Origin of the sequence: Streptomyces sp. NBC_00670, assembly GCF_036226765.1 — a bacterium.
Classification (GTDB): Bacteria; Actinomycetota; Actinomycetes; order Streptomycetales; family Streptomycetaceae; genus Streptomyces.
In genome coordinates this window covers 3,498,188-3,516,314 of record NZ_CP109017.1, presented here as the reverse complement: position 1 = coordinate 3,516,314, position 18,127 = coordinate 3,498,188, and the positions used below count along the sequence as shown (strand labels likewise).

General features: G+C 72.6%; 15 protein-coding genes, 5 tRNA genes and 1 riboswitch. Of the genes, 9 read left to right on the top strand and 11 right to left on the bottom strand.

All coding sequences use genetic code 11. From position 1 onward, the window contains the following. Positions 1–44 precede the first annotated feature (44 nt). The 5 genes from OIE12_RS15645 to OIE12_RS15625 form a co-directional block, all read right to left on the bottom strand. Positions 45–121, bottom strand: a tRNA-Phe gene (locus OIE12_RS15645). A 24-nt stretch (positions 122–145) separates the two neighbouring features. Beyond that, positions 146–220 (bottom strand) — tRNA-Asp (locus tag OIE12_RS15640). A gap of 48 nt (positions 221–268) precedes the next feature. Then, a tRNA-Glu gene (locus OIE12_RS15635) sits at positions 269–341 on the bottom strand. A gap of 80 nt (positions 342–421) precedes the next feature. Continuing rightward, complete coding sequence (locus OIE12_RS15630) at positions 422–2,044, bottom strand: metallophosphoesterase family protein (protein ID WP_329135779.1); 1,623 nt, start codon at positions 2,042–2,044, stop codon at positions 422–424. 116 nt (positions 2,045–2,160) lie between these two features. Further along, positions 2,161–2,511, bottom strand: coding sequence for a metallopeptidase family protein (locus OIE12_RS15625; RefSeq protein WP_329135777.1), 351 nt, complete (start codon positions 2,509–2,511; stop codon positions 2,161–2,163). A 605-nt stretch (positions 2,512–3,116) separates the two neighbouring features. On the opposite strand from OIE12_RS15625, the gene OIE12_RS15620 reads away from it, so the two are divergent. The 4 genes from OIE12_RS15620 (at position 3,117) to OIE12_RS15605 (ending at position 7,721) form a co-directional block, all read left to right on the top strand. After that, positions 3,117–3,257 carry a hypothetical protein gene (locus tag OIE12_RS15620; RefSeq protein ID WP_329135775.1) on the top strand — a complete coding sequence of 47 codons (141 nt, stop codon included), beginning with the start codon at positions 3,117–3,119 and terminating at the stop codon, positions 3,255–3,257. A gap of 613 nt (positions 3,258–3,870) precedes the next feature. Then, positions 3,871–5,934, top strand: a complete 2,064-nt coding sequence (locus OIE12_RS15615; protein ID WP_329135773.1) for a DEAD/DEAH box helicase — start codon at positions 3,871–3,873, stop codon at positions 5,932–5,934. Positions 5,935–6,048: 114 nt separating this feature from the next. Continuing rightward, positions 6,049–7,557 carry an amino acid permease gene (locus tag OIE12_RS15610; RefSeq protein WP_329135771.1) on the top strand — a complete coding sequence of 503 codons (1,509 nt, stop codon included), beginning with the start codon at positions 6,049–6,051 and terminating at the stop codon, positions 7,555–7,557. Positions 7,558–7,648: 91 nt separating this feature from the next. Next, positions 7,649–7,721 (top strand) — tRNA-Lys (locus tag OIE12_RS15605). A gap of 70 nt (positions 7,722–7,791) precedes the next feature. Here the strand turns inward: OIE12_RS15605 and OIE12_RS15600 are convergent. From OIE12_RS15600 to OIE12_RS15590, 3 genes are read right to left on the bottom strand one after another with little or no spacing between them, the layout of a single operon-like run. After that, positions 7,792–8,691, bottom strand: coding sequence for an ABC transporter ATP-binding protein (locus OIE12_RS15600; RefSeq protein WP_329135769.1), 900 nt, complete (start codon positions 8,689–8,691; stop codon positions 7,792–7,794). Position 8,692: 1 nt separating this feature from the next. After that, entirely contained in the window at positions 8,693–9,571 is an 879-nt protein-coding gene (locus tag OIE12_RS15595; protein WP_329135767.1) for an ABC transporter ATP-binding protein, read from the bottom strand. Further along, positions 9,568–10,632, bottom strand: a complete 1,065-nt coding sequence (locus OIE12_RS15590) for an ABC transporter permease (RefSeq protein WP_329135765.1) — start codon at positions 10,630–10,632, stop codon at positions 9,568–9,570. Before OIE12_RS15590 ends, OIE12_RS15595 begins: the two co-directional genes overlap by 4 nt. A 131-nt stretch (positions 10,633–10,763) precedes the next feature. Between OIE12_RS15590 and OIE12_RS15585 the strand changes: the two genes are divergently transcribed. Beyond that, a complete protein-coding gene (locus tag OIE12_RS15585) occupies positions 10,764–11,456 on the top strand; it encodes a TetR/AcrR family transcriptional regulator (protein WP_329135763.1) in 693 nt (230 codons plus the stop codon). Positions 11,457–11,658: 202 nt separating this feature from the next. Here OIE12_RS15585 and OIE12_RS15580 read toward each other — a convergent pair whose 3' ends face one another. The 3 genes from OIE12_RS15580 to OIE12_RS15570 all read right to left on the bottom strand — a co-directional run bounded on the left by OIE12_RS15580 (position 11,659) and on the right by OIE12_RS15570 (position 14,383). Continuing rightward, positions 11,659–12,231 (bottom strand): DinB family protein, encoded by a 573-nt coding sequence (locus tag OIE12_RS15580; protein WP_329135761.1) that lies wholly within the window; start codon positions 12,229–12,231, stop codon positions 11,659–11,661. Positions 12,232–12,338: 107 nt separating this feature from the next. After that, a complete protein-coding gene (locus OIE12_RS15575; protein ID WP_329135758.1) occupies positions 12,339–13,037 on the bottom strand; it encodes a GTP cyclohydrolase II in 699 nt (232 codons plus the stop codon). A 206-nt stretch (positions 13,038–13,243) separates the two neighbouring features. After that, a complete protein-coding gene (locus OIE12_RS15570; protein ID WP_329135756.1) occupies positions 13,244–14,383 on the bottom strand; it encodes a dihydrofolate reductase family protein in 1,140 nt (379 codons plus the stop codon). A gap of 169 nt (positions 14,384–14,552) precedes the next feature. Between OIE12_RS15570 and OIE12_RS15565 the strand changes: the two genes are divergently transcribed. From OIE12_RS15565 to OIE12_RS15550, 4 genes are all read left to right on the top strand, one after another. Further along, positions 14,553–15,065, top strand: a complete 513-nt coding sequence (locus OIE12_RS15565) for a MarR family winged helix-turn-helix transcriptional regulator (protein ID WP_329135754.1) — start codon at positions 14,553–14,555, stop codon at positions 15,063–15,065. 108 nt (positions 15,066–15,173) lie between these two features. Next, positions 15,174–15,250 (top strand) — tRNA-Met (locus tag OIE12_RS15560). A 140-nt stretch (positions 15,251–15,390) separates the two neighbouring features. Continuing rightward, entirely contained in the window at positions 15,391–16,518 is a 1,128-nt protein-coding gene (locus OIE12_RS15555) for a PP2C family protein-serine/threonine phosphatase (protein ID WP_329135752.1), read from the top strand. A gap of 272 nt (positions 16,519–16,790) precedes the next feature. Further along, positions 16,791–16,948, top strand: a riboswitch (cyclic di-AMP (ydaO/yuaA leader). Between the two features lie 10 nt (positions 16,949–16,958). Next, positions 16,959–18,011, top strand: coding sequence for a M23 family metallopeptidase (locus OIE12_RS15550; RefSeq protein WP_329135751.1), 1,053 nt, complete (start codon positions 16,959–16,961; stop codon positions 18,009–18,011). Positions 18,012–18,127: the final 116 nt, after the last annotated feature.

Genomic DNA, 18,127 nt, shown 5'->3' with positions numbered 1-18,127 from the left:
AGCGGGAACGTGGAAAGCCCCGTCCTGGTGGACGGGGCTTTCGGTGGTGGCTGGGGCCGGGGTCGAACCGGCGACCTATCGCTTTTCAGGCGATCGCTCGTACCAACTGAGCTACCCAGCCACGACGTTTCACGTGAAACGCCAGCGGTCCTGACGGGATTTGAACCCGCGGCCTCCACCTTGACAGGGTGGCGAGCACTCCAAACTGCTCCACAGGACCAAGCTTGTGCGCGAACCGACGAGCGTCAGTGTCGCACACCGTACTGCGTGCCCCCAACGGGATTCGAACCCGTGCTACCGCCTTGAAAGGGCGGCGTCCTAGGCCGCTAGACGATGAGGGCTATCGGCCCGCCTGGGCGCCTCTCGGCGCCTCGGGGACGTGAGAAGCATATGGGATGGCGGGAGGTATCGCCAAAACGGTTTACGGGGAGGGATTCGGGGAGCGGGGGGTCGCGTTCGTCGGGGTGGTGGGCGAGTCGGAGGACGACGGGGTCGGCGAGGTCGGGGACGGGGTGGCGCCGGGCTGGTTCTCGTCGACCAGATGGCGGGCCACCTCCGCGGTCGTCCGGCCCAGACCGCCCAGCTTGATCTCGTCCCACGCCTGGAGCCGCCGGCTGTCCCGGTCGAAGTAGAGGACCGACGCCTCGATCGGGTCCGGGTACTTCCCCTCCACCGCGCGCAGCCCGCTGCCGCCCGTCGAGCCCTCGATGCGCAGCCGCGTGCCGTACTTCATGACCTCCATGCCCTCGTGGTGCAGATGGCCCGACAGGACCAGCGGCACGTCCCCGTCCGCCTCCCGCGCCGCCGACGGCTCGTGCGCGATCGCCACGTCCACGGGCGTGCCGGCGTTCCGCTGGTCGCGCAGGGCCGAGGCGAGGCGGGCGCCCGCCAGCTCCTCCGCCCGGTCGCCGCGCTCGGCGGTGCGGTCCGGGGTGTACTGCGGGTCCCCGATCCCCGCGAACCGCAGCCCCGCGACGGTGACCGCCCGGCCGTCGTCCAGGACGCGCACGTTCTTCATCTTCTTCAGGTAGTCCTGCGTGGTCGTCGAGTCGTGGTTGCCCCGCACCCACACGTACGGGGCGCCCAGGTCCGCCACCGGGTCCAGGAAGCCGTTCTCCGTGGCCGTGCCGTGGTCCATCGTGTCGCCCGAGTCGACGATCACGTTGATGTCGTACTGCTCCACCAGTGAGGCGATGATCTTCCAGCTCGCCGGGTTGAGGTGGATGTCCGAGACGTGCAGCACCCGGATCGTGCTCGGGTCCGGCTGGTACGCCGGGAGCGTCGACGTGACGTCGTACAGCTTCGTCACGTTCGTCACCAGGCGGGCCAGCTCCTTCTGGTAGACGTCGAACTCCGTGACGATGCTGCGCGCGCTGCCGACCAGGGACGGGGCGGAGGAGAGCAGGCCGGAGAACTTCGGCTCCAGTACCGCCTTGGGATTCCACGTCGCGTACGCGCTCGTGCCGCAGGCGGCGAGGAGCGCGAGGGCGAGGCCGCCGGCCGCGAGGGCGCGGCGCGGGCGGCGGTAGACGACGAGGCCGAGGGCCGTGGCGCCGGAGACGACGGCCACGCAGGAGCGGACGGCGAGGTTCAGGGTGTCGTCGGCGACGTCCTGCGCGACCTCGTCCTGGAGGCCGGAAAGCCGCTCGGGGTGGTCCACGAGGGCCTGGGCGCGGGTCTCGTCCAGCTGGTCGACGTTCACGTCCAGGCGGACGGGAGCCTTGTGGGTGTCCAGCTCCAGTGCGCCGAGCGGGGAGACGTTGATCTTCGTGCCGCCGGTGAGGGAGGGGCGCAGCGCCATCGTGGTGTTCATGGGGCCCACGGGGGCGCGGACGTTGCCGACGACGAGGAGGCCGAGCCAGGCGCCGAGAAGGACCACGGCGGCGAGGGTGAGGGAGCGGAGCCAGGGGTTGGGGTGGGGGGTGAGGGTGAGGGGTTCGGGGTGGGTTTTTCCGGAGGGTGCGTGGTTCGTGCGGGTGCGGCGGGTGGGCCTGCGGAGGCGGGCGGTTGCGTGCAGGACTGCGGCGGGGACGCGGCGGGCCATTGGTCCCGTATGCCCAAATGGCGGGTCGGATATGCGGGGGTGCGGGGAGTGCGAGGGGTGCGAGGGGTGCGAGGGGTGCGCGGCGGGGTGGGTGTTGTGGGGTGGGTGCTGTGGGGTCAGCCCCAGCCCAGTTCGTGGAGGCGGGCGTCCTCGATGCCGAAGTGGTGGGCGACCTCGTGCACGACCGTCACCGAGACCTCGTGCACGACGTCCTCCGGTGACGTGCAGTGGCGCAGGGTCGGGCCCATGTAGACGCTGATGCGGTCGGGGAGGACGCCGGCGTACCACTCGCCGCGTTCGGTCAGCGGTGTCCCCTCGTAGAGGCCGAGCAGTTCGGGGTCGTCGGCGGGCGGTTCGTCCTCGACGAAGACGGCCACGTTGTCCATGACCCGTGTGAGTTCCGGCGGGATCCGGTCCAGGGCCTCGCTGACGAGTTCTTCGAATTCCTCGCGCGTCATGTGCAGCACGGGGTCATTGTCCTGCACGGGGGTGTGGGCGCGGGTGTGTGGCACGGGTGTGTGCGGTTGTGTGCGCGGTGCGTGGGTGTGCGGTGGGTGGGTGCTTGGGGCGTGTCCTCCTGTGGGGCGGGGGAGTTGGGCAGGGGGACCGCTTCGCCCGCCCCCGGAGGTGGCTGCCCGTGCGCCCCAGTGACGTTCCGTTCCGACTCGCCGCCGCCGTGCTGACCGTGGCGGCCGCCACGGGGTGCGTGAGCGTGGGGGACGACGCGGGACACCCGGGGCCGTCGCGTTCGACGGGGCCGCACGGGGCGGTCGTGCGGGGGGACGACGTGGCGGGCGTCGGTGGAGGTGGCGGGGTGTCCGGTGGGCAGCGCGGCGCGGGCAAGAGGCGGTCGCCGCGGCCGGGGGAGTCGGAGTCCGGGGCGGCGTCGCCGTCCGCGTCGAAGGCGGTGAAGGCGAAGCCGTCGGTGGAGGCGTCGGGGAAGGACGGCGGCGCGGGTGGGGGCGGGGCGGATGACGGTGGGGGGAAGGGTGGTGGGGGCGCGCCGGCGGGGCCGACGGGGGCGCCGAGTGCGCCGGTGACTCAGCCGGAGCCGGATCCGACGCCGCCGCCCGTGTCCGAGCCGCCGCCGGCCACGGCGGAGCCGTCGGCGTCCGCGCATGAGCAGAACGCGCAGCTGGTGGAGCGGGGGCCGGTGTCGGCGTCGCCCGTGCCGGAGCCGGGGGCGGGGTGGGTTGTGGCGGAGGAGGAGTGACGGGGGCTACCGGCTTCGTTCCGGGTTCGCGGTCCCGGTTCGCTGCCCGTGCGGGCCGGTTCGGGTCGCGGTCGGTTCGGGTCGCGGTCGGTTCGGGTCGTGGTCGGGTCGCGGTCGGTTCGGGTCGTGGTCGGGTCGCGGTCGGTTCGGGTCGTGGTCGGGTCGCGGTCGGTTCGTCGTGGGGCGGGGCCGCGGGGGCATGTCCGTCCTCGGTCCGGCGCGAGGATGCATCCTTGGAGCGAACCGGTGTGGACGCGCCGGCCGCTGCGGGCGGACACGCCCCCACGTCCCCTCCGGTGCGTCCGCGGCCATCCGTGCGATCGGGGGTTCGTTCGTACGATCCCGGTCATCCGTGCGTTCGGGGGGTCGTTGTGCGTTCCGGGCCATCCGTGTGTGGGTTCGCGTGGCTCTGACCCGGGGGTTTGCATCCGGGGGGGCTCGGTGCGTATGGTGGTAGATCGTTTGATCCCATTTGCCCGGCGCCAAGAAAAGACGCGCCGCGTGTGGCGCGTACTCTCCCTTACCGTGGCCGGACCGCATCGAGGCGGTCGATTGTGACTTCACGGAGTTGGGGCGCGTGCTGCCGTACAACTCCGGAAGGCTTTCCATTCGCATGTCTGTCGCCAGTACCGACCACATCGTCCTGCCCGAAGACCCTGAGGGCGACGCGGTCGAGACCGACGCTCCCCAGCTCACCTTCGCCGATCTCGGACTGCCCGAGGGCATCGTCCGCAAGCTCGCGCAGAACGGTGTGACCGCCCCGTTCCCGATCCAGGCCGCGACCATCCCGGACGCCCTGGCCGGCAAGGACATCCTCGGCCGGGGCCGCACCGGCTCCGGCAAGACCCTGTCGTTCGGTCTGCCGACCCTGGCCACGCTGGCCGGCGGGCGGACCGAGAAGCACAAGCCGCGCGCCGTCATCCTGACGCCGACGCGTGAGCTCGCCATGCAGGTCGCCGACGCGCTCCAGCCGTACGGCGACGTCCTCGGCCTGAAGATGAAGGTCGTCTGCGGCGGTACCTCCATGGGCAACCAGATCTACGCCCTGGAGCGGGGCGTCGACGTGCTCGTCGCCACCCCGGGCCGGCTGCGGGACCTGATCAACCGCGGTGCCTGCTCGCTCGAGAACGTGCGGATCGCCGTGCTCGACGAGGCCGACCAGATGTCCGACCTCGGCTTCATGCCCGAGGTCACCGAGCTGCTCGACCAGATCCCGGCCGGCGGCCAGCGGATGCTCTTCTCCGCCACGATGGAGAACGAGATCAAGACGCTCGTCGACCGGTACCTCGACAATCCGGTCAGCCACGAGGTCGACGCCGCCCAGGGCGCCGTGACGACCATGTCGCACCACATCCTGATCGTGAAGCCCAAGGACAAGGCGCCGGTCACCGCCGCGATCGCCTCCCGCAAGGGCCGCACCATCATCTTCGTGCGCACTCAGTTGGGTGCCGACCGTGTCGCGGAGCAGTTGCGGGACGCCGGTGCCAAGGCGGACGCGCTGCACGGCGGCATGACCCAGGGCGCCCGGACCCGGACGCTGGCCGACTTCAAGGACGGCTACGTCAACGTCCTCGTTGCCACGGACGTCGCCGCGCGCGGCATCCACGTCGACGGCATCGACCTGGTGCTCAACGTCGACCCCGCCGGTGACCACAAGGACTACCTGCACCGGGCCGGCCGTACGGCCCGTGCCGGGCGTACCGGGACCGTCGTCTCGCTGTCGCTGCCGCACCAGCGGCGGCAGATCTTCCGGCTGATGGAGGACGCGGGCGTCGACGCCTCGCGTCACGTCATCCAGGGCGCCGGTGCGTTCGACCCGGAGGTCGCCGAGATCACCGGTGCGCGGTCGATGACCGAGGTGCAGGCCGAGTCGGCCGGCAACGCGGCGCAGCAGGCCGAGCGGGAAGTCGCCTACCTGACGAAGCAGTTGGAGCGCGCCACGCGCCGTGCCGCCGAGCTGCGCGAGGAGTCCGACCGCCTGGTGGCCCGGGCCGCGCGCGAGCGCGGTGAGGACCCGGAGGCGGTGCTGGCCGCCGCGCGTGAGAGCGAGGCGGAGGCCGCTGCCGAGACCGTCGACGAGCGGGCGGAGGTGGCTCCTGTGTCGCTGCCCGAGCAGGCGAACGGCCGGGAGCGGGAGCGGAGTGGCGAGCGTCCCGAGCGTCGGGATGATCGTGGCGGGTTCCGGCGGGACGAGCGTCGTGACGACCGTGGGAGCTTCCGGCGGGACGACCGTGGTGGTCGGTCCTACGAGCGGCGTGACGACCGTGGCGGGTTCCGGCGGGACGAGCGGCGGGACGACCGTGGTGGTCGGTCCTACGAGCGGCGCGATGACCGTGGCGGGTTCCGGCGGGATGAGCGTCGTGACGACCGTGGGAGCTTCCGGCGGGACGACCGTGGTGGTCGGTCCTACGAGCGGCGTGACGACCGTGGTGGGTTCCGGCGGGACGAGCGTCGGGACGAGCGCGGTGGGCACCGTGGCAGTGACCGGCCGTTCAACCGTGACCGGCAGGGCGACCGGCCCGGCTTCCGGTCCGGTGGCCACGACCGGCCGTACGGGCGCCGCGACGACCACCGGGGTTCCTCCGGGTCGTCCTTCGGCCGCCGTGACGACCACCGCGGTGGGTCCTCCTTCAACAACCGCCGTGACGACAAGCCCCGCTGGAAGCGCGGCAGCTGACGGCGGAGTGTGACGCGGGGCCGCGGTCCCCTCCCGGTACGGGAGTGGGGCCGCGGCCCTTTTTCGTGCGGGTGTGACGCTTGTCACGTCTCCGGTGAGGGAATCGCTGGGGACATGACAGATGAAGCGACCCGCCGGCCCTCGGACGAGGAGTTGCTGGCCCAGCTCGGCTACACCCAGGTCCTCGCCCGCCGCATGTCGGCGTTCTCCAACTACGCGGTCTCCTTCACGATCATCTCGGTCCTCTCCGGCTGTCTGACGCTGTACCTGTTCGGGATGAACACGGGCGGCCCCGCTGTGATCACCTGGGGCTGGGTCGGCGTCGGCCTGATGACGCTGTTCGTGGGGCTGTCGATGGCCGAGATCTGCTCGGCCTACCCCACGTCGGCGGGGCTGTACTTCTGGGCGCACCGGCTGGCCCCGCCGCGCTCGGCGGCCGCCTGGGCGTGGTTCACCGGCTGGTTCAACGTGCTCGGCCAGGTCGCCGTGACCGCCGGCATCGACTTCGGGGCGGCGTCCTTCCTGGGCGCCTATCTGAATCTGCAGTTCGACTTCGAGGTGACGCCGGGGCGGACGATCCTGCTGTTCGCGGGCATCCTGCTGCTGCACGGGCTGCTGAACACCTTCGGCGTGCGGATCGTGGCCATCCTGAACAGCGTGAGCGTGTGGTGGCACGTGCTGGGGGTCGCGGTGATCGTGGGCGCGCTGGCGTTCGTGCCCGACCGGCACCAGTCCGCCTCGTTCGTGTTCGGGGAGTTCGTCAACAACACGGGCTGGGGCAGTGGGGTGTACGTGGTGCTGCTGGGGCTGCTGATGGCGCAGTACACGTTTACGGGGTACGACGCCTCCGCACACATGACCGAGGAGACGCACGACGCGTCCACGGCCGGCCCCAAGGGCATCGTCCGGTCGATCTGGACCTCGTGGATCGCCGGGTTCGTCCTGCTGCTCGGTTTCACTTTCGCGATCCAGTCGTACGACGGGGCGCTCGGCTCGCCGACGGGGGCGCCGCCGGCGCAGATCCTGCTCGACGCGCTGGGCGCCACGGCGGGGAAGCTGCTGCTGCTCGTGGTGATCGGCGCGCAACTGTTCTGCGGGATGGCGTCGGTGACCGCCAACAGCCGCATGATCTACGCCTTCTCGCGCGACGGCGCGCTGCCGTTCTCCCGCGTCTGGCACACGGTGAGCCCGCGCACCCGCACCCCGGTGGCGGCGGTGTGGCTGGCCACGCTGGGCGCGCTGGCGCTGGGGCTGCCGTATCTGATCAACGTGACGGCGTACGCGGCGGTGACGTCGATCGCGGTGATCGGCCTCTACATCGCCTACGTCATCCCGACGCTGCTGCGGGTGCTCAAGGGCGACGCGTTCGTCCGCGGTCCCTGGCACCTGGGCCGGTGGTCTCGGGTGATCGGCGTGGTGTCGGTGACGTGGGTCGTGATCATCACCGTCCTGTTCATGCTGCCGCAGGTGTCCCCGGTGACGTGGGAGACCTTCAACTACGCCCCGATCGCGGTTCTCGTCGTCCTGGGCTTCGCGGCGGTGTGGTGGCTGGCCTCGGCCCGCCACTGGTTCCTGAACCCGCGTCACGCACGCAACCGCCCCCGGGAGACGGCCGGATCATGACCCCGCCGACACGGCCGGGTCACCGATACCCGATCGGCGACCCGTCCGCGTCGGGCTATGCTCGGGGAGGCAACATCACGCAACACCGCCGGGGCCCTTAGCTCAATTGGCAGAGCAGTGGACTTTTAATCCATTGGTTGTGGGTTCGAGTCCCACAGGGCCTACCGGTCGGCCCCTGGTCAGAGTTGTCTGGCCGGGGGCCGTTGGCGTTTCGGGGCGGCCGCTCCACCGCGGTCAGGTCGGTGGGGTGGCGCGGTCGATGACGGTCATGGTCTCCTCCAGCGTGGCCGGGACCTCGTGGACGTCGGCGGTGACGCGGGCCGCCCGGAGGGTGCGGGTGACGGTGTCCGGCGGGGTGTCCGCGAGGCGGACGCGGCGGCCGTCGAGGGTGACGGGCAGCCCGGCGTCGTCGAGGGCGGCGAAGGCGTCGGCCCAGTGGGGGGTCTCGACCTCGCAGGCGGTGGTGGTGCCGACGATGTCGCGTTCAGTGCCGGAGGCGACGGCCCTCCCGTGGGACATGAGCACGAGGCAGTCGCACTGCTGGGCCTCCTGCATGTAGTGGGTGGTGACCAGGACGCCGACGCCCTGGTCGGCCCGGTCGTGGACGGCGTCCCACAGCCGGGCGCGGGCGAGGGGTTCGACGCCGGAGGTGGGTTCGTCCAGGACGAGCAGTTCGGGTTGGTGGGCGAGGGCCAGGGTGAACGCGAGCTGGCGTTGCAGACCGAGGCCGATCGCCGAGACCAGCCGGTGCCCGACCTCGGCGAGGGCGGGTTCCAGGGCGGGGGCCGGTGTCCGGAAGGCGGCGGAGGCGAAGGCGATGTTCTCGGCCACGGTGAGGGTGGGCCACAGGCCCAGGCCCTGGGGGACGTAGCCGAGCCGGCCGCGGGTGGTGCGGTCGGGCAGGCGGCCGAAGACGGTGACGGCGCCTTCGGTGGGGAGCGTCAGGCCGAGGAGCATCTTGATCACGGTCGTCTTGCCGGCACCGTTGGCACCGAGCAGGCCGACGATCTCGCCCGGCGACACCTCCAGGGAGACGGTGTCGACTGCGGTGAAGGAGCCGTACCGCTTGCTGACCCGGTCGGCGCTGATCAGGGGCGCGCGAGCGGCGCCGTTCTGGGGCGTGTGCTCGGTCATGTCAGTGCTCCCGCTGCTGGTCGGCGAGGGTGTAGGCGATGACGGCGTCCTCCAGGTCGGCCGTCAGGGGCTGTTCGCCGGGGCGCGGCGGCCCGGGGTGCCAGGAGCGGGTCCGCCGCCCGCGCCGCCAGGACGCGTCGCCCCGGCCGGCGGGCGCGGCACCGGAGGTGAGGGTGCCGGGGGTGCGCCGGAGGATGTCGGCGGGGTCGCCGGACGCCAGGGCGCGGCCCCGGTCCAAGACCAGGCAGGTGGCGGCGCGCTCGGCCTCGTCGAGGTAGGTGGTGGCCATGACGACGGCGGCGCCGTCGGCGGCGGCGCGGGCGATCAGCCGCCACAGGTCGACGCGGCTGACCGGGTCGACGCCGGTGCTGGGTTCGTCCAGGACGAGCAGCCGGGGCCGGTGGAGGATGGCCAGGCAGAAGGCGAGTTTCTGGCGCATGCCGCCGGAGAGGGCACCGGCGAGCCGGTCGGTGGCGCGGTCGAGGCCGGCCGCGGCGAGCAGTGCGGTGCGGCGCCGGTCGAGGGCGGCGCCGGTGAGGTGGTGGGCCGCCGCGACGAAGTCGATGTTCTCGTCGACGGTCAGGTCCTGCCACACACCGGAGGCGCCGGTGGGCATGAACCCGCATTCGCGGGCGGCCGGTGCTCTGACCCGGCCGGACAGCGGGCGGACCCGGCCGACCAGGGTGCGCAGCAGGGTGGTCTTGCCCGCGCCGTCGCCGCCGACGAGCGCGGCGACGTGGCCGGGGCCGGCGGTCAGCGTGACGCGGTCGAGCGCGGTGGTCGCGTCGAGAACCACGGTGACGTCGAAGACTCCCCAGGCGTCCGTTCCGGGGCCGGCGGTCTCGCGCCCGGTGTCCGAGGGGCGGGTGGCGTCGGTCATCGGGCGCTCCCGGCGGTGACGGCCCGGCGGGCGGCCCTGGGGGCGGTGGGGGCCAGGTCGCGGCGGAACCGCAGGACGGCGGAGGTGAACACCAGGACCGCCATCCCGGCGAGCACGCCGAGCGGCAGGGCCAGCGAGTGCAGCGGGGCGTCGCGGAGCATGACGCCGCCTGACAGCATGTTGAAGTAGGTTAGCGGGAGGAGGTAGCCGATCCAGCGCACCCCGGCCGCCATCGCCGACAGCGGGAAGATCATGCCGGACAGCAGGATCTGCGGCATGAGGCTGAGCAGCGCCATCTGCATGGCCTGGCCCTGGTTCTGCGACACCGAGGAGATCAGCACCCCGATCCCCAGCACGGTGAACAGGAACAGGGCGGCGCCGAGGGCCAGTACGAGGACGTTGCCGGCGAAGGGCACGCCGAACAGCAGGCATCCCAGCACGGTCACCAGGACCATGTCGAACGCCGCCAGGACGAAGTACGGGGCGATCTTGCCGGTGATGACGTCGGTCGCCCGGAACGGCATCACCGCCAACTGCTCCAGCGTTCCGGACTGCCGCTCGCGGACCAGGCCGATCGCCGTGATGATCGTGCCGATGAACGCCATGATCATGCCGACCAGGGCGGGCACCATCGTCCAGGACGTCTTCAGCTCCGGGTTGAACAGCACCCGCGGCCGCAGCGCGCCCTCGCTCGCCCTCGCCGCGGACGCCACGGACTGGGCCGCGAACAGATCGGAGCCGTCGATCAGCACGGTCGCCGTGCCGGACGAGGACGTGAGCACGACGGCACCCGCGTCCCGGGCCCGCAGCGCGTCCCGCGCCTGCCGCTCCGTCCCCGCCGTGTCGACGTCCCGTACGTCGAAGGGGGCGCGCAGATCGGCGGCGACCGCCTCGGCGGCGGGGCCGTAGACCCGGGTGGGCACGTCGTCGACACGGAAGTCGGCCGCGTAGCCGAACACGACCAGCAGCAACAGCGGCAGCACGATGATCATCGCCATCGTGCGGCGGTCCCGCCGCAGCTCCAGGAACTCCTTGAGGATCATCGCCCACACAGGGCCCACCGCCTCGCTCGTACGGGGCGCCCGCCCGGGGCGCAGCCGGCCTGCCACGCCGGGGTCGGCGTGAAGCGCGGTCAGCGTAGGATCGGCCGCGAGAGCAATGCAACGAGCGTTTAATTAATCTGGATGACCTCGTGAACGAGCAGCCTTCTCCCCCGTCCGCGCAACCGCCCCGCCCCGCGCGGAGAAGCCCGCGGTCCGTCCGCGGACCCGGTCGTCCCCCCGGGCGCCGTGCCGGTGACACCACCACGCGCGACCGCATCCTCGACGCGGCCCGCCACCAGTTCGCCCGGGGCAGCTACGCCTCCACCACCGTGCGCGCCATCGCCGCCGAGGCCGAGGTCAACCCGGCACTGGTGCTGCACTACTTCCACAGCAAGCGCGAACTGTTCGCCGCCACCCTCCGTCTCCCCCTGCACCTGCGTGAGCAGTTCGCCGCACTCATCCGCCACGACCCCGCCGACCTCGGCGCACGACTGGTCCGGGTCTTCCTGGAGCTGTGGCAGGACCCCGTCTCCCGCCGTCCGCTGGCGGCCATGATCCGTTCGGTGGTCTCCGACGAGGACGCCGCCGACGCGCTCGGACAGTTCCTGTCCGTCCAGATGGTCGGCCCCCTCGTCGCCGCCTCCCACCATGACCAGCCCGAACTGCGCGTCTCCCTGGTCGTCAGCCACCTCGTCGGCCTCGTGCTCGGCCGTCACATCCTGGGCGTCGTCCCGCTCGCCCGGGCCGAACTGGACCACCTCGTGGCCTGCGTCGCCCCCGTCGTCCAGCACTACCTCAACGGCCCCCTCCCCGCGCCGGCCACGCCAGGGCGGCGACCGTGAGGGTGCGGATGCCGGTGTCCAGGGCGGGTTGGACGACCGGGCGAAGGTGGCGCTGTGGTTGACCGGGATGTCCCGGGCGACCCCGTGTCGTCGAACGTCGCCGTGCGGTAAGCCGGCGTCCGGCTCGCCGAGTGTCTCGCCGACGCGTTGCGCGTCGCCGAGTCGCGGGGGCGGCGCCTGGGCGCGGGGTGAACGGCGGGGGTCACACCCCCGTCGCCCCGTCCAGCCGTTCGCGGAGCAGGTCCGCGTGGCCGTTGTGGCGGGCGTACTCGGCGATCATGTCGATGAGGATGCGGCGCAGCGAGATCGGTTCGCCGGTGCGTCTGCGGGTGCCCGTGTCGTCCAGGGACGGGGTGGCGTCGACGATGCGGCGCGAGTGCGCGCAGGACTCGCGCCAGAAGGCCAGGGCCTCCATGACGTCGCCGTCGAGCCGTTCGAAGTCCTGGTCGGGGTCGTCGTCCGAGTAGTACGGCACGGGGACGTTCTCGCCGGCGAACTGGATGCGGAACCACCACTGTTCCGCCCCGGCCAGATGCCGGGCCAGGCCGTGCAGCGACAGCGTGGACGGGGGCACCGGGCGCTCGGAGAGGCGTTCGGGCGGCAGGCCGCTGCACTTCAGCTCGAACGTGGCCCGGTGGTGGTCGAGAGTCGTGGTCAGGGTCTCCCGCTCGTCGCCCGTGTCGGGGACGGCGGGGCGGGCGACCCCGGCCCCCTGCCAACGCGGGCTGAAGTGCTGCGGGGTCGGGGTGGGGGACGGTACGGGCGCGTCGGTCATCGTCTGCCTCCGGGGTCTCGTCGTCCGGTACGGCTGTGGACATCGACGAGTCTGGCAGGAGGCACTGACAACCGGCGGGCCCCGCCGGTTCCGTGGGTGACGGTGCGTCAGCCCGCCGGGCGCTCGCGCAGCTCCGCGAGCGGCAGGGTGTGCCGGGTCTGTACGGCCTTGGCGTGCAGGTAGCGCACGTTGTGGGCGGTGGTGAAGACGCCGGTCGGGACACGCGTGCCGATGCCGAGGCCCAGCGCGGCCAACTGCTCGGCCTTGTCAGGGTTGTTGGAGAGCAGGTCCAGCGTGCCGATGCCGAGGGCGCGCAGCATCTGCGCGGCGGCCGTGTAGTCGCGGGCGTCCTCCGGCAGGCCGAGCGCCGCGTTGGCCGCGTAGGTGTCCAGGCCCTCGTCCTGCAACGCGTACGCGTCGAGCTTGTTGTAGAGGCCGATGCCGCGCCCCTCCTGACGTAGATAGAGCAGGACGCCGCCGCGCTCCGCGATGCGCTCCACCGCCTCGCGCAGCTGCGGGCCGCAGTCGCAGCGGGCCGAGCCGAACACGTCCCCGGTCAGGCACTCGGAGTGCAGCCGGACCAGCGGCGGCTCGGCGGCCGGGTCGCCCAGCAGGAGCGCCAGGTGCTCCCGGCCGTCGACCAGGCCGTGGAACGTCACCACGTCGGCCGTGACCGCGTAGCCGTCGCCGAAGCGCAGCGGGACGGTGACGCGGGTGCGCACGGTGGCCTCGGGAAGCGGTCCGGCGGCCGCGGTGTTCGGCAGGGAGGAATCGGCGGGCTCGGGTGCGGCGGGCAGGTCACGCATGGCTGTCGCCCTTCTGCGGCCGGAGCGCGGGGGTGCGCGCGTCGACTGGCTGCTGCTCGGGTCCCGCCGGCTGGCGCCACGTCGTGGCTGCTTCAGATTTGAAGCATGACGGGACAACGGTGACTCTAATACTTGCTTCAATGTTCAAGCAAGCATGATCCGTGCGCCCGGGGAGTGTCCGGTCGGGCGGGGAGAGGCCGGCCGGATCACCCGGCTCCGAGCAGGTGCGCGTTCGGGCGCCTGGCCGCCGGCGCGTACTCCGGCAGGTGCACGACCTGCGCGCCCCCCTCGGCCAACAACCTGCTCCCGTCCGCCCCCGCCACGAACGTGTCCGGCTCCCGCCATGCCGTCACCACCCGTCGCGCCCCCGCCGCCAGGATCAGCTGCGCGCACGGCACCGGACGTGACGCGCGCCGGGCGCACGGTTCCAGGCTGCTGTAGACCGTCGCCCCGGCCAGCCGCGCGTCCCCCGGCACCACCTTCGCCAGCGCCGCCTCCTCCGCGTGCACCGTCGGATCGCCGCCCTCGCGCGAGAAACCCCGGGCCAGCTCCGTACCGTCGGCGGCCACCACCACCGCCCCCACGCTGAACGCGGTCTCCGACGGCGGACACCGCTCCGCCAGCTCGCAGGCGATGCCCAGCCACCGCCGGTCCGCCGCCGTGGCGAGCCCCTCCACGCCGGGCGCCGTGGGCACGTACCGCATCAGCACCACGTCCCCCACCGCCCGCGTCTCCACCAGCCGCAGCCGCCCCGGCGGGTACGCCCCCGCCCCGAACATGCGCGGTGCCGTCGCCTCCCCGACCAGCAACGGCGCCACGGCGAGCTGGAGTTCGTCGGCAAGCCCCTGCCGCAGCAGCGCGGTGTGCACTCGGCCGCCGCCCTCCACCATCAGCCGCCGGACACCCTTGGCCTCGCCCAGGTGCGCGAGGACCGCCCGCCACTCCAGCTCGGGGCCCAGCGCGACGACATCCACGTCCGAGGGGAGCTCGCCGCGCAACCGGGCCGCGCCCTGCTCAGTCGTATAAACGGCTTTCGCGCCCCCCGTGTGCCAGAACCGCGCGGCGGGGTCGAGGTCGCCGGACGCGCTCACCGTCACCTTCAGTGGGTACTCCGGGCGTCCGGCCGCGATCCGCCCGGCGCGCCGCTCGGCGGAGTTGACCAGCAGCCGGGGGTTGTCGGTGCGCAGGGTGCCGGCGCCGATCAGGAGGGCGTCGCTCTCTGCCCGCACCTGGTCGACCCGGTCGAAGTCCTCCGGCCCCGACAGCAGCAGGCGTTCGGGACCGGTGTCGTCCAGGAAGCCGTCGAGGGAGACGGCGGCGGACAGCAGGACGTGGGGGTGGGGCATGTGCACGCTCCCGGAAGATCGGACGGGACGAGGTCGGGTGGTTCAGCGGTCGAACGGCCCGGCGGCCGGATCGCCCGGCAGTCGGATGGCCCAGTGGTCGGATCGCCCGGCAGTCGGATGGCCCGGTGACCAGATGGTTCAACTTTGGAACAATAACTACACTGCCGTCATGACGACCCGCTGGCTCACCTCCGAGGAACAGCGTGCCTGGCGCGCGTACCTCGCCGCCTCCCTCCTCCTGGAGGACGCGATCGACCGGCAGCTCCAGCAGCAGGCCGGCCTGCCGCACCTGTACTACTCCGTGCTGGCCAACCTCTCCGAGGCCCCCGACCGACGGCTGCGCATGACCGACCTCGCCGCGTCGCTCAAGGTCACCCGGAGCCGGCTGACCTACGTCGTCACCCGCCTGGAGAAGGACGGCAGCGTACGGCGCGAAGGCTGCCCGGGCGACCGGCGCGGCAGCATCGCGGTGCTGACCGAGGAGGGGGCGCGACTGCTGGACCGTACGGCGCCGGGGCACGTGGAGACGGTGCGCGCCGCCGTGTTCGACCGGCTCACGCCGGAGCAGGTGGGGCAGCTCGAGGAGATCTGCACGCGGATCGCGGGGGCGCTGGGGAGCGAGGAGCAGCGCACGGCATGCGGCGACGCGCTCCCCTGGCGGCGGCGCTCGGCGCCCCGCTGAGCGGTGCGCCCACCGGAGAGACACGGGAGGCCCGGGCGCGGGGCGGGCGATCGCCCAGGTAAATGTGGTGAGAGGCGTCCCCGGGATGACGTACACTGGTTTCACCGACGCGGGGTGGAGCAGCTCGGTAGCTCGCTGGGCTCATAACCCAGAGGTCGCAGGTTCAAATCCTGTCCCCGCTACCACGTCCCCGGGGGCGGAGGCCGAAAGGCTTCCGCCCCCGGGGTTTTTGTCGTCCCCATCCGCGTCTCCCGAAAAGCCCGACCCGCCACCCGCCCGGCCCACCGGAGGTGCCCCGCCGCGCCTGCCCGGCCACGCTGGTCCCGTGGGGCAGCGCACAGAGAAGCGGTCGGCCGCGACCGTCGGGAACGGCAGCCGCGGGGCGGCCTGCGTCCGTGCCGTGCTGCCCTTCCTCCCGGTGCTGCTGCTCGTCGCCGCGATCGTCTACGACTGCCTCACCCCGGCCGACTTCACCGCCGCACCCCTGTTCACCGCGGCGCCCCTGGTCGCCTCCTCCCTGTACTCGACGCGCGGCACCGCCCTGACCGCCCTGGCCGCCGTCCTGGCCGTGGTCGCGATCCACGCCGTGTTCGGGGTCATGTCGAACGTCGACACCACCACCGAGCTGCTGACGGTGGCCACCGTCGCCGCCCTCGCCGTCCTCACCAACGTGCTCGTCCGCCGCACCGGCGCCCGCCTCGCCTCCGTCCGCCACATCGCCGAGGCCGCGCAACTCGCCGTCATGCCGCAGCCGGCCGAGCGCCTCGCGGGCCTCGACGTCGCCGCACGCTACGAGGCCGCGCAGGCCGGGGCGGCGATCGGCGGCGACCTGTACGCCGTCCAGGACTCCCCGCACGGCGTGCGCCTCGTGCTGGGGGACGTGCGCGGCAAGGGCATCAGCGCCGTGAGCGTCGTCGCCGTCGTGATCGGGGCGTTCCGGGAGGCCGCCGAGCAGGAGGCCACGCTCGGCGCCGTCGCCCAGCGGCTCGAACGCGCGCTCGCCCGGGAGGCCGGCCGGCGCCACGACCTGGACTCCTTCGAGGGGTTCACCACCGCCGTCCTCGCCGAGATCCCGCACGGCAACGCACTCGTCCGGCTCGTCAACCGCGGCCATCCCGCCCCGCTGCTCCTGCACGCCGACGGCAGGCTGCGCGTGCTCGAACCGCGGGAGCCCGCGCTGCCGCTCGGCATGGGCGAGCTGGGCATGTGGCCCGAACGCGCGGACGAGGCCGCGCTGCCGTACGGGGCCACCCTCCTCTTCCACACCGACGGGCTCTCCGAGGCCCGCGACCGGCACGGCGAGTTCTACGACCCCGCCGCCCGGCTCGCCGGCCGCACCTTCTCCGGACCGGACGCGCTGCTCACCTTCCTGGCGGACGAGGTCGCCCGGCACACCGGCGGCCGGGCCACGGACGACCTGGCCCTGCTGGCGGTACGGCGACCGCACCCCTGAGCGTCGGCCGTCACCGCGACCGCGCCGTCGGTGTCACCTGTCGTGACCGGATCGTGTCTTTCCGCAAGTTTATTGACTGGATGTCAGGGCGCGCATGTGTCCGAAACTCGCGGAAGGCAGGGTCGACTCGCCCGATTTTGCGTGGCTCGTGACGCAAAAGTCCTGGCCAAGACGTGTAAGCCGTTCCCCCGAACCGCTTGGAATGTGCGCCCCGGGTCTATTAACGTTCGATAACGCAGCACGGTCGTCCCAGCCGTCACAGGAGGCGGCCCCGTGCTCATCTGCCTAATCCCGCAAGGGAGCCGGGGAACCACCACCCAGGGGTGAATCGTGCGGTTGCCGCCGTAGAGATACGGCCGGTATACGCGCGTAGGAGACCTTCCTGCTCCGAACCCGTCAGCTAACCCGGCAGGCGTGAGGAAGGAAAGGAGCGCGCCCACGTGGCGTCCAACCGGCCTGCCCAGAACCCCTCGTACGTTCCGTCCGGCGCCGAGGTCCTCGACGTCGACCGCCGTTCCGAGGAGGGCACCTGGGAGGAGTGGAATCCCACCGCGGACTCCGTTCGTCCCGTGCGCGGCCGGCACCGCGTCACCAAGCAGCGCGGGGGCGGACTCGCGCGCAGCTCCACCGTTCTGGGCGTCGGCGTGATCGCCGCCGTCGGCGCGGGCGGCATGGCCACCGCGCAGACCGGCAAGCCGCCGGTCTCCATATCCCTGCCGGACCTCTCCTCCGTCACCGACTCGGCCAGGGCTCTGGTCGGCGACGACTCCGGCGACGACTCCGACACCGCCGTACAGACCGCCTCCGCCCCGCTCACCGGCGCCGGGCTGACCGGTGCCGACACCGCCGCGGGCTCCACGGACGCGGGCGAGGCGCTGCGCGCCCGGATCATGCGGCAGGCCGAGGCCCAGCAGGACCAGGCGGACAGCGCCGCCGCGCGGGCCGCCGAGACCGCCGCCGCCAAGCAGGCCGCGTCCGCCGCCAAGGAGGCGGAGGCGAAGGCCGAGAAGAAGGCCGCCGAGGCGAAGGAGAAGGCGGAGGCGGAGGCCAAGAAGAAGGCCGCCGCGGAGAAACTCGCCAAGCTGGCCAAGCAGTTCACGCTGCCGACCTCCTCGTACACGATCACCTCGACCTTCGGCGAGGCCGGATCGATGTGGTCGTCCGGCTATCACACCGGTCTCGACTTCGCCGCGCCCACCGGCACGCTCATCAAGGCGATCCACAGCGGCACGATCACCGAGGCGGGCTGGGCCGGGTCCTACGGCTACCGCACCATCCTGACCCTGGACGACGGCACCGAGCTGTGGTTCTGCCACCAGTCCTCGATCAGCGTCAGCGTCGGGCAGAAGGTCTCCACCGGCGAGGTCATCGGCCGCGTCGGCGCCACCGGCAACGTCACCGGCCCGCATCTGCACCTGGAGGTGCACCCCGGGGGCGCGGCCACCGGGATCGACCCGATGGCGTGGCTGCGGTCCAAGGGGCTCACTCCCTGAGCCGGCCGTGCCCCGGCGTGCCCTGTCGCGCCGTGTCCTTTCGCGCAGCGTGCTGCCCCGTCGGGCCGAGTCGCGAGGCGATCGGGTAAGAGCGCACGGCACGGCGCGGGAACACC